Source organism: Actinoplanes sp. CA-015351 (assembly GCF_050955685.1).
Taxonomy (GTDB): Bacteria; Actinomycetota; Actinomycetes; order Mycobacteriales; family Micromonosporaceae; genus Actinoplanes.
Window position 1 is genome coordinate 1,977,280 of the sequence record NZ_CP192102.1, and the last position, 11,710, is coordinate 1,988,989.

Below are 11,710 nucleotides of genomic sequence, written 5' to 3' on the forward strand. Positions count from 1 at the left end.
TGGCGGTGAGTGGGCACCGGTAGCGAGACGGGCCGGGCGGCCTTGAGGGGCAGGTGGTCGCTCAGGGTGTTACGCGAGCCTTGCGAAACGCGTACTAAAAGGGGGTTTTGACCAGGAACCATTCGACGCCGCCTTGAGCGTCGCGGTACGGGGTGGCGTTGTCGAGGGGGACCGGGGTGGGGCCGTAGCGGGCCAGGCGGACGGCGTCGGCGGAGCCGTCGGCGGAGATGAGGAGGTATTGGATGTTGTGGGCGGTGGGGTCGGCTACGGCGGCGGCGAAGTCGCGGTCGGGGGTTATGACGAATTGGTCCGGGTTGTCGCTGGCCAGGACTACGCCGAAGGCGTAGGCGACATCGGTCAGGACCGATCCGTCGGGGAGGTTCATGGAGTCCAGGTCCGCCGCTACCTGGGTGTTGATTCGGTGCAGGTCAGAAGTGTTGAAGCGGCCGCTCTCGGAGACCCACTGGGCCTCCTCGCGGGAGAGGTTGGAATCGGACAGGATGCTGAACATGGTGGGGTACGCCGCGAGTACCAGGACCAGGGATGCGGCGGTTATGAAACGCTGGCGGGCGTCGGCGATCAGGTGGGCGGCGAGCAGGACGGTGAGGGGGACCACCGCGATGTGGAAGCGCAGCCAGCCGAAGGACGTGCCGGAGAGGAACGCCATCGCGTCGAAGGCCAGGACTGAGCCGAGGACCGTGATCGGGGCGAGGATCGCCAGGTCGCGGCGGTGCCAGGCGAAGGCCAGCGCGGCTACCAGCAGGATCGCGGCGAAGGGTGCCAGGCCGGTCATCTGATGGCCCCAGTACGCGAGACGGCTGCCCAGATCGTCGCCGGTGACCGAGTCGATGTCCGCGGCGGATGTGCTGACCTGGGCCGAGTTGCCGTATTCCGAGGAGAACGTGGCGAACCACTGACCGACGATGATCTTGCTGGCGAGGGCCCAGAGCGCGACGGCGAGGAGGCCGGGCAGGCCGACGATCACGGCGTCGGTTCGGGCGAGGGCGCCGTTGCGGCCGCTGCGCCACCAGGTGATCGCGGTTACCAGGGCGGTCACGGCGGCCAGGGGCGCGAGGGCCTCGTAACGGGCGCCGTAGGAGAGGGCGAGGGCCAGGCCCAGCGGGACCAGTTGCTCGACGCGCTTCTCCACGAGCCAGAGGTGCAGCGAGCGGACCGCGAGCATCAGGGTGAAGAGGAAGCAGGCCTCGCTCATGCCGTTTCCGGCATAGAGGAGCGTCATCGGGTGCAGGGCGAAGGCCGCGGTGAGCGCGATCTGCAGCGCCCGATTGGCGACGATCCTCTGGATGACCGAGTGGAAGAGTCCGACCGTCGCGGTCATCAGCGCGGCCGAGGCCAGGACGGCCAGCAGCGATTCCTGGGTCAGCGCCGGGAACAGCAACGTCAGCGGCAGGAACGGGATCAGCAGCAGCGACGGCAGCGGGTTCCAGACGAAGCCGATCGCGGCCAGGTGCGGGTCGCGGCTGAAGATCGTGTAGTACGCGTTGGCGAGGCGGCTGCTGGAGTCGCCGGGCATCAGGTGGTTACGCCAGAACCAGATGGCGATGCCGAGGTAGAGGATGCCGGTGACCAGCACGACCACGTTGATCTTGCGGGTTTTGACCGGGGTGTCGACGAGCGTCATTTCGAGGCCTCCTGCAGGTGCAGCCCGTGGGTCGTCTTCTCCCAGTAGGAGGGTTTGACGACCAGCTGCCACGCGGCTTTGGCCCCGGCGAGGCTCATCATGGCCCAGTACAGCGGGGAGAGCAGTGCGGTGCCGAGCAGGTCCGGGCGGTCCATCGTGCGTACCGACAGGACGTTCAGGTAGATCACCGTGGCGTTCCCGAAGATCAGGCAGAACAGTCCGATGTAGTAGTACGGCGGGATGAAGATCTCCTCCATGATCGGCGGGCGGTCCAGGAACCACAGCAGCGTGGTGGCCCAGAGCACCGCGTTCAGCACCGCCGCCAGCGGAGTGCCACCGACGAAGAGGTTGAGACAGAGCAGCCCGCGCCAGCCGAGCTGACGGAACGTGGCTCGCGGCGAGCGCAGATGCACCAGCCAGGTCATCAGGTAGCCCTTGTACCAGCGGCTGCGCTGCTTGATCCAGTTGATGAAGTCGGAGTTCGCCTCCTCCAGCGTCACCGAGTGCAGCACGCCCACGCGATAACCGGAGCGCGCCAGCCGGATGCCGAGATCCGCGTCCTCGGTGACGTTGTAGGGATCCCAGGCGCCCAGCTCACGCAATTCTTTGGTACGGAAATGATTGCTGGTGCCGCCCAGTGGAATCGGCATCCGCAGCGCCACGAGTCCGGGGAGCAGGGAGCGGAACCAGGTGGCGTACTCCAGGGAGAACCAGCGGGTGATCCGGTTCTGGTCCACGTTGAAGTAACTCAGCTCGGCCTGCAGGCAGACGTAGTCGTTGCCGAGCCGGCGCAGCGCCACCACGGCCCGGCGCAGCTGGAGCGGATCCGGGATGTCCTCGGCGTCGTAGATCGTGACGAATTCGCCCCGGGCCTGTTCGAGGCCGACGTTGCACGCCTTCGGCTTCGTCTTCGGCTGGGACTCGGGCACCACCAGGATCCGGACGTGATCACCGCTGATCGAGGCCTCGGCCGCGTCGATGGTCTCCCGGTCGTCCTCTTCGAGGAGCAGGATCACTTCGAGCTTGTCGCGCGGGTACTCGAGGGCGCCGAGGTGGGTCATCAGCATGCCGATGACGCTGGGCTCGTTGTACGCCGGTACCAGCACGGTGTAGATCGGCAGCTCGTCGTCGGGGACGGCTCGGGCGTCCTCGTCGCTGACGCGTACCTGGTGTTCGCCGCGACCGGCGGCGTAGACCAGGACGACGCGGAAGATGATCGCGGCTCCGTAAGCGAGGGTCACGATCGCGACGATGGTCTGCAGGACGAGCATCGGGCGCAGGATCGCCGTGATGGCGATCAGCAGGAGGGCGACGACGAGGCCGATCTGCTGACGGCGGGTCAGGACGACGTGGGCGGAATGCGGGCCGTTCACAGGGTGCCTCCCGCGCTCAGGGCGACGGCGACCGTGCCAAGAGTGAGCAGAGCGAAGCGGGCTCGGGGTAGGAACATCGCGCTGTTTCCGCTTTTCATGGGGCTCCATCGAGCAATGAAGATCGTGATGGTGGCGGCGAGTGCCAGGTCGATGAAGATCGGTTTCTGCGCGATCCGGAACGCCTCCGGTCCGAAGAGCCGGCCGACGAGCAGGACCGCGAGGACCGCGCCGATGGTCACCGCGATCACCGTCACCGTTGCGGCGACGATGCGGACGAGCGCTGACCGGCTGAACCCGGAGATCACCACGGCGCTGATCACCAGGCAGGCGAGGGCGCCGAACAGGGCGAGGCCGGGGAGCTGGCCTCGTTGCAGCAGAAGGTCGTTGATGGACAGACCGTCCGCGCTGTTCACCGGTCCACCCGGCTGGCCGAGGGTTTGGATGATCGAGCCCAGTGCGTTGTCGACGGTGTTCCGGACGCTTTCGGAGCTGACCGCAGCGATCGGCAGGAGCAGCAGGACCCAGCGCAGCCGGGCCGCCGTGCGGGTGCCGACCAGCAGGATCGCGGCGCCACCGAGGTAGAAGAGCGCGGCTGCGGCTGTCGCGTCCGAGAAGATCAGCAGGGCGGCGGCCGCCACCATGCAGGCCGTCGCGATCAGGCCGTCGGTCTGCCGGTCGTGCACGTTCGGCTCGTGGTCCGCGGGCCGCAGCCGTCCGGCCACCAGCGCCACGGCCGCGGCCAGCGGGATGATCAGCGGAACCGTGTCACCACGCGTGTCGATGCCGGTCCAACCGGCCGTGAGCAGCGCCGGGAAGGCGACCGCGGTCAGCGCCAGCGCAAGCAGCAACCGGACCTGCGCGGTGCGCCGGACCGTGTTCATCAGATCGTTCGGCGTGCCGTAGACCCAGGACGTCGTCACCACGTACCGCAGCAGGAAGACCACCACGATGGCGAGCACGTTCGCACCCAGATAGTGCAGTCCGCCGAGCTGCACCAGAGCGAAGAGCAACCCCAGGTGTACGGGTGTCAGCGTGTTGTTGAGCAGCAGGAACCGGCCGAACCGGTGTCCTCGGGTCCGTTCGCCCGGTGGCATCACCAGGTTGTCCACGACCAGGAAGTTCCAGATGATCGCGACCTGCACGGCGAGGAACGCGGCGACCAGGTACGGCAGACCGGCCACCTCGCCGAGCGCCCAGAGCGCGGCCGAGTTCACCGCGGTGCCGGCCGCACCGGCGAGCGCGAAACCGAGAATCCGGCCGGTCGACGATCGCGGGTGACGCAGGGTGGCGACGCGCAGCCCGGCGAGGTGCCGCCCGTACCGCAACCCCTCCCGCAGCGATGCCTTGCTGTCACCGGCGGCGCGCGGCTGGAAGGTGTACGGGACCTCGGCGATCCGCTCGACCCGATTACGGACCAGCACTTCGAGCAGGATCTTGTAGCCGTCCGGGCGGAGCTCGTCCGGCCGGATCGCGTCGCGGCGGATCGCGAAGAAACCGCTCATCGGGTCGGTCACGGTCCGCAGCCGGCGCGGGAAGAGCACCTTGGCGGCCAGCCCGGTGGCGCGGGACGCGAACCGGCGGAACAGCCCGCCCAGCCCGTCGACCCGGCCGCGGTCGAGGTACCGGCTCGCCACCACGGCCTGTGCCGTCTCGTTGCGGCCGGCGGTGAGCAGGTCGGGCACGGTCTCCGGCGGGTGCTGGAGGTCGCCGTCCATCACCACGACCCAGGGCGCCTGCGCCGCGGCGAACCCGGCGGCCACCGCACCGCCGAGGCCGCCGTCACGGTGCCCGGCGGTGCGGTGCACGAGCCGGATGTCGTCGTCGGCAAGGGCGGCGATCACCTCCGGGGTGTCGTCGTCGCTGTCGTCGACGAAGACGATCTCGCCGGGCATCTCGCCGAGGGCGGTCCGGAGCCGTTCGACGAGGGGACCGACGTTGTCCGACTCGTTGCGGGTCGGTACGACGACACTGACCATGGGCGGTGCTTTGGTTTTCAGCGGGACTGGTGCGGTCGGTGCGACATCCACCATTGTCGTCTCCTCAGAGGACATTCTGGTTGAATCTGGCCAAGGCGCCGCCGCCTCGCTCGTAGAACTCGACGATTACGGTGTGCTCTCCCGCAGTGACCTCGATGTCAGCGGTGAACGTGGTGGGTGCGTGGTCGGACCAGCCGTCGACGACGGTCACGCCGTCGAGCAGCACCCGGATGCCGTCGTCGCCGGTCGCGCTGAACCGGTACGTGCCGGCCGCGTACTCGGCGGACCGGGTCCAGCGGGCCGACCAGCCGTCACCGGGCAGCGCCGGGTCGGGGCTGCCGGCGCCCCAGTCGAAGTTGACGTTCTCGTCCTGCCTCGTCGAGACAGGTGTGCCGGCCAGCTCGGTGCCGGCGAAGAACTCGGCGTCCCAGGTGTCGTCGGGTGCCACGTCACCGATCCGCTGGTATCCGAACTGGGCGATCGCGCCGCCGTCGTTCTCGTAGTACTCCACCCGGATCTGGTGTGTCCCGGAGAAGACCAGCCGGTCGGTGCTGAACGTGTCGTTCTGGTTGACCCACTTGTCGACGATCGGGACACCGTCCAGATAGACCCGGATGCCGTCGTCGCTGCGCCCGGAGAACCGGTAGACACCGGCCGGCAGCGTGTCGGTACGCGTCCACCGCGCCACGAAATGGTTCTCGTCGACGGCCGGATCGGGTGAGCCGCCACCCCAGTCGTTGCTGATCACCGAATCGGTACGGGTGAGATCCGGTGCCCGGGCCGGGATGGCCGGGGTGGCGGTGTTCCAGAACTCGGCCGCCCAGTCCGGTGGATCGGTCGCGTCGGCGGTCTGCCGGACGGCGAGTTTCGCCACGGCGTCACCGAAGTTCTCGTAGTACTCCATGACGATGGTGTGCGGGCCACCGCTGAGCAGGGTCGTCTCGGTGTTGACCCGGGCCGCCCCGTCCGCCCAGTCGTCGATCAGGCGCAGGCCGTCGACGGTGAGGCGTACTCCGTCGTCGGCGGTGGTGGTGAACTCGTACTCGCCGGGAGCGAGGCTCACGGTGCGGGTCCAGCGGGCCGCGAAGTGATCTGTCGCCGGGAGAGGCGAACCGGTTCCCCAGTCGTGGTCGACGGCCGGCTCGTTCCGGGTCAGCGCCGGTGCGGTCACCGGCAGGGTCGGCGACTCGTTCGCGCCGGTGATGTCCCAGTACTCGGCCTTCCAGGTGTCGGCCGGCTGGTCGATCGCGGCCACCCAGTCCAGTTTGGCCAGTGCCTCACCGCCCGCCTCGAAGTACTCCATAGTGATCGTGTGGGTGCCCGCGCCCAGGCCACCGACCCAGTCGTACGCGGTGCCGGACTGCCCGTTCCATTGATCGAGGACCAGTTCGCGGTCGATGTAGAGGCGTACGCCGTCGTCGGAGACAGTGGTGAACCGGTATCGGCCGCCGGCGAAGTACTGCTTCTTGGTCCACCGCACCGAGAACTCGTCGGCCGGCACGGCCGGATCAGGCTTTCCCGCACCCCAGATGAAGTCGATCGTGGGGTCGGAGCGGGTCAGCAACGGCGTACCGGCGAGGTTGCGGTTGCCGTAGAACGTGGCGGTGAACGCGGGGGAGGGCGCGTAGTTGGCCGTGAAGGTGGCCGCCTGTGCGGGTGTCACGATGGTGTGCCGGATGCCTTTGCCGTCCGACCAGCCGGTGAAGTGCAGGACGGTTCCGTCCTCGGTGGTGGCGGTCGGTGGGGCGTACACCTCGCGCTGGAAACCGACCACGCCGAGCCGCTCGTGCGGCGTCGTCTCCGGGATGCCGTCCAGATAGAGCGGCAGGCCCGGCGGGTTGGTGGTCAGGGTGAACGTGCTGGTCACCGGCCGGATGTTTATCGACTTGGTGGCGCTGAGCCCGTTCGCGTCGGTGGCCGTCGTGGTGATCCGGTACCAGGTGTCGGCCGAGGACTCACCGGTGACCGGGATGGTGAACTGGCCGGCCCGGCCGGTCAGCGGCCCGACGAACGGGTGGATGTGGGTGCCGTGGTGCAGCACCACGTTCGTCTTGATGTCGTTGTCGTCGAGGTCGAAGCCGGCCGCGTCAGTGGCGAACGAGTTGTAGGTGATCACGTCGCCGGCTCGGTATGTCGCGCCGTCGGCGGGGACCGCGATCCGGACCGTGGGGGGTATGCCGACCTGAATGATGATCGGGACAGCGGAGTTGGTGTTCCCCTCGCTGTCTCTGACGGTCAGGGTCGCTTGATAAACGCCAGTCTGGTTGTAGGTTTTTGTCGGATTTTTACTGACACTTGTTGTTTCATCGCCAAAATCCCACTCGAAGGTCAGGCCATCGCCGTCGGGATCACTGCTTCCCTCGCCTGAGAAGTGGACCGTCAGCGGGCTTCCCCCGCCTGTCACGTCTGATGACGCCACTGCGGTCGGCGCGTGATTGCCCAGGCTGTAGCTGACCTTGTAGAGCCGTCCCGGGATGAACGTGAGGTAGTAGAGCGAGCCGTCCGGCCCGACCTTCATGTCCACCACCGACCCGGCGGTGGCATCGAAGTCGGTCACGCTCGTGGCGTTGCCGGCCGCGTCCAGAACGGCGCGGCGGATGAAGCCCTTCGCGTAGTCGGCGAAGAAGAGATTGCCCTGGTACTCGGCGGGAAACTGGTCACCGCGGTAGATCGGTCCGCCGGTCGCGGCCGCACTTTCCCCGTTATGGGGGTAAACGTAAATGGGATCGGTGAAACCGGCACAGTTCGCGGCACACATGCCTTCTTTGAGCGGCCAGCCGTAGTTGCCGCCCTTGACGATGTGGTTGACCTCTTCCCAGGTGTAGTCGCCGACGTCGCCGCCGTAGAGCTGGCCGGTGAGGCTGTCGAACTGGAACCGCCAGGGGTTGCGGAACCCGTACGCCCAGATCGCCTGCTCCTTGCCGGCCTGGCCGTAGAACGGGTTGTCGGCCGGGATGGAGCCGTCCTTGTTGATCCGCAGGATCTTGCCGTGCGGGTTGCTGAGGACCTGGGCGTTGCTGGAGTAACCGTTGTCGCCGACCGCGAAGTACATCTTCCCGTCTGGTCCGAACCGGATGCTGCCACCGACGTGCAGCTGCTGGGAGAGTGACTCGGTCCGGAAGATCGTGTATGGCCCGTCGGTGCCCACGTCACCCGAGGCGTCGAAGCGAACCAGGCGATTGTGCAGGTCAAGCCCGGTGTAATAGAAGTAGACGTAGTGGTTGGCGACGCCGAAATCGGGGTCGAACGCGATGCCGATCAGTCCACGGTCGCCACTCGCCTCGCTCGGCAGGTCGGCAAACGGTGTAGCGAGCAGGTGACCGTTCTTGTAGATCCGGATCTTCCCGGACCGCTCCAGGATGAAGATCCGTCCGTCCGGGGCTATCTCGAAGCCCGATGGCTCGTTCAGGTCGGCGCCGATCACCAGCGAGGTCTGGAAGTCGGGCGGGGGAGCAGCGTAGGCCGGTGGTGGCTCGAGGAGTGTCGCTGCCAGCACAGCGACAATGATCATGATGATTCGCGTCCTCACGGTTCCCCCCAGTTTCGTCCGCGACTACCGAAACTAGAGGGCTGTCATTTCCGGGCAGGACCAGAACTCTGAATGGTGAATGACGCACTTGATTCCCGAGGATTTCCGGCTCGGGCTTTCCGTACCAAAGTGGACCGTCCCTGCGAAATAAATGGATCACGGAATTTCGTGATCCATTCCCGCTGCCGTTTCCGGCAGGTTATCGAATGGGAACGTCCAGGTAGGACCGCCGCCGATAGTGATCTTGTCGCCGGCCGGGTTGTCGTGGTGGCAGGTGCGGGCCGGCCGTGCCGCGGACCTTCCAGCGATGCCGGTTCCGAGAATATTGAGATGATGACATTCTCGTTACCGGCAAGTAACGTGACTCGTCGGTAGCTAAGGGGGTGCAGGTGCTGTATGGAGCCCCGATAACGCGTCGACGAGATGCCCAGCGCAACCGTGCGGCCATCCTCGAGGCGGCCAGCGAAGTGCTGACCCGCAGTGAGGGTGTCGCCCTGATGCCCGAGATCGCGCGCCGGGCCGGCGTCGGTCAGGCCACCCTTTACCGCCACTTCGCCGACCGGCACGCCCTGCTCGCCGGCGTCATCAGCCACCAGCTCGAACGGCTGGAGACACACGCCGCGCACACCGATTTCCGTACGCTGCTCCGCGAGACCCTGCACTCGCTGGTCTCGTTGCGCGGGCTGGTCAGCCTGGCCCGGCGGCTCGACCCGGCCGCCCAGGAGCGGTACCTGCATCGGGTCATCGCCGCGTTCACCGGGCCGCTGCGCCGGGCCCGTGACTGCGGGCATGTCCGGCCCGATCTGGAGCCCGGCGACCTCGCACTGCTCTTCGCGATGGTGCAGGGCGTCGCCGAGACCACCGCCGACGTGTCGATCGCCCGGGCCGCCGCTGATCGCTCGGTCGACCTGCTGCTGGAGGGTGTGTTCCGGCCGCTGGGCTGATCCGGCGTACTAACTCCGGTTGAGGCGCAAGGTGCGCAGCGAGGTCTTGAGCAGGTGGGTTTTGAGGGTTTCGTCGGGAAGGTCGGACAGGGACGACTCAGCGCCTGCCATCACCAGGCCGCCGGCCACCATGACGACCTCCACCCGGGCGGCCGGCGACGGGTCCGGGCCGGTCAGCAGCTCCACCAGCTCGGAGATCACCGTCATGGCCGGGTGCTGGCGGACTAGGCGGACCACCACCGGGTCGAAGCTCAGCACCGCCGAGAGCCGCCGGTGCTTCACCACCAGATCGACCACCGCGTCGAGGACGTGACGACGCCGGGACGCGGGGGTGCGGCGGCGCGCGGCCGAGGTGGCTATCGGGGTCAGGCTCGCCAGGACCGGGTCGATGACCGCAAGGACGATCTCCTCCTTCGTCGGGAACTGGTGGTAGACGGCGGCCTTCGTGACGCCCATCCGGTCGGCGATCATCTGCAGCGACGTGCCGCTCACGCCGTGTTCGGCGAAGAGATCCAGGGCTGCTGACAGGACCCTTTCCCGTGCGGTTCGCATCCGCGGATCGTACCCAGATCTTGTTTCTCGCCTAGCCGAGCGGCTAGGTTGCCGATCATCTGTGCAGTAGCCGATCGGCTAGGAGACGTAACGTGTCCGAAATCTTTGATCGCGAAGTTGACGTGCTCGTGGTGGGTACCGGGGCGGCGGGGCTGACCGCTGCCATCGCCGCGGCCGACGCGGGCGCGAAGGTCCTTGTCGTGGAGAGCACCGGCAAATGGGGCGGGACCACGGCGCTCAGCGGCGGCGGGCTGTGGATGCCGACGAATCCGCTGATCCGGGGCGAGGACTCGGTGGAGAAAGCGCTCACCTATATGCAGGAGGCGATCGGCGACGTCGGTCCGGCGAGCTCGCCCGAGCGGCGGCGGGCGTTCGTGGAGACCGTGCCCGAGGTCTTCGAGTTGCTGCGGAGCAAGGGTGTGCGGTGGGTGGCCTCGCACGACTACCCCGATTACTACCCGGACCGGCCGGGCGGCATGGTCGGGCGGGGCATCGAGGTCGAGCCGTTCGACACGAAGAAGCTCGGTGAGTGGTTCGAGACGTTCCGGGGGCGGGACAGCATGCCCGCGCCGCTGAAGACCGACGACGTGTGGCTGCTGTCGCGGGCCTGGTCGACGCCGAGCGGGTTCGTCCGGGGTGCTCAGTTCGTCTTCCGGACGCTGTTCGGACTGGCCACCGGCAAGCGGCTGTTCGGGATCGGGTCGGCGTTGACGGCGAGTTTGTTCACGATCGTTCGTGATCAGGGGACGCCGGTGTTGCTGAACACTGCTTTGACGGAGTTGATCGTGGAGGACGGCGCGATCGTCGGGGCGGTGGTCGGGTCAATTCGCGTTAAGACGCGAAATATCATCCTTGGTGCCGGCGGCTTCGCGCGCAACGCCGAGTGGCGGGAGAAGCACCACGGCACCCCGGGATTCACCTCCGCCGCCGACGGTGACCTCGGGGACCCGATCCGGCTCGCCGCCGAGGCGGGCGCGACACTCGACCTCATGGACGACGCCTGGTGGGGCGCCTCGGTGCCGCTGCCGGACGGGCATCACCAGTTCGTGCTGTCCGAGCGGTCGATGCCGTACAGCATCGTGGTGGATCAACAGGGTGACCGGTACACCAACGAGTCGGCCAGTTACATCGACTTCGGACACGCCATGCTGGAGCGGGGGAACGCGATCCCGAGCTGGCTGATCCTGGACACCCGGCACCGGCGGCGTTACCTGTTCAACGCGTTCCTGACCGGCACGAAGAAGCTGCGTGCGGCCGGTATCGTCCGGTCGGCGGACACGATCGAGGAGCTGGCGGTCCTCCTGTCGATGGACCCTTCCCGGTTGCGAAAGACGGTCGACCGCTTCAACGGCTTCGCCCGCAGCGGTGTCGACGAGGACTTCGGCCGGGGCCGGACCGTCTACGACAACTACTACGGTGACCCGTCCGTGAAGCCGAACCCGAACCTCGGCACGATCGAGAAAGGCCCGTTCACCGCTGTCCAGCTGGTCCCCGGTGACCTGGGTACGAAGGGCGGGCTCCGCACCGACGAGAATGGTGCCGTTGTGGGCGTTTCCGGCCTCTACGCGGCGGGCAACACCACCGCGTCAGTGATGGGCCGGACCTACCCGGGACCTGGTTCGACGATCGCGCCCGCAGTGGTGTTCGGGTACCGGGCGGGCCGGGCGGCGGCGACGAGCCTGGTCAACGGGTAA

At 67.5% G+C, this 11,710-nt stretch carries 7 protein-coding genes; 2 read left to right on the forward strand and 5 right to left on the reverse strand.

Going from position 1 to position 11,710, the window contains the following annotated elements; genetic code table 11:
* Positions 1-94 precede the first annotated feature (94 nt).
* The 4 genes from ACQP2E_RS09030 to ACQP2E_RS09045 form a co-directional block, all read right to left on the reverse strand.
* Positions 95-1,642: a hypothetical protein gene (locus ACQP2E_RS09030; protein WP_433829752.1), complete on the reverse strand. Its 1,548-nt coding sequence runs from the start codon at positions 1,640-1,642 to the stop codon at positions 95-97.
* The gene (locus tag ACQP2E_RS09035) at positions 1,639-3,015 is read right to left on the reverse strand and encodes a glycosyltransferase (RefSeq protein WP_433829754.1); all 1,377 of its coding nucleotides are present in this window, start codon (positions 3,013-3,015) and stop codon (positions 1,639-1,641) included. Before ACQP2E_RS09035 ends, ACQP2E_RS09030 begins: the two co-directional genes overlap by 4 nt.
* Positions 3,012-4,991, reverse strand: coding sequence for a glycosyltransferase (locus ACQP2E_RS09040; RefSeq protein WP_433829756.1), 1,980 nt, complete (start codon positions 4,989-4,991; stop codon positions 3,012-3,014). Before ACQP2E_RS09040 ends, ACQP2E_RS09035 begins: the two co-directional genes overlap by 4 nt.
* Positions 4,992-5,055: 64 nt before the next feature.
* A complete protein-coding gene (locus ACQP2E_RS09045; RefSeq protein WP_433829758.1) occupies positions 5,056-8,502 on the reverse strand; it encodes a PA14 domain-containing protein in 3,447 nt (1,148 codons plus the stop codon).
* 407 nt (positions 8,503-8,909) lie between these two features.
* On the opposite strand from ACQP2E_RS09045, the gene ACQP2E_RS09050 reads away from it, so the two are divergent.
* A complete protein-coding gene (locus ACQP2E_RS09050) occupies positions 8,910-9,464 on the forward strand; it encodes a TetR/AcrR family transcriptional regulator (RefSeq protein WP_433829760.1) in 555 nt (184 codons plus the stop codon).
* A 9-nt stretch (positions 9,465-9,473) separates the two neighbouring features.
* Here the strand turns inward: ACQP2E_RS09050 and ACQP2E_RS09055 are convergent, their stop codons facing one another.
* A complete protein-coding gene (locus ACQP2E_RS09055) occupies positions 9,474-10,016 on the reverse strand; it encodes a TetR/AcrR family transcriptional regulator (protein ID WP_433829762.1) in 543 nt (180 codons plus the stop codon).
* A 92-nt stretch (positions 10,017-10,108) separates the two neighbouring features.
* Between ACQP2E_RS09055 and ACQP2E_RS09060 the strand changes: the two genes are divergently transcribed.
* Positions 10,109-11,710, forward strand: a complete 1,602-nt coding sequence (locus ACQP2E_RS09060) for an FAD-dependent oxidoreductase (protein WP_433829764.1) — start codon at positions 10,109-10,111, stop codon at positions 11,708-11,710.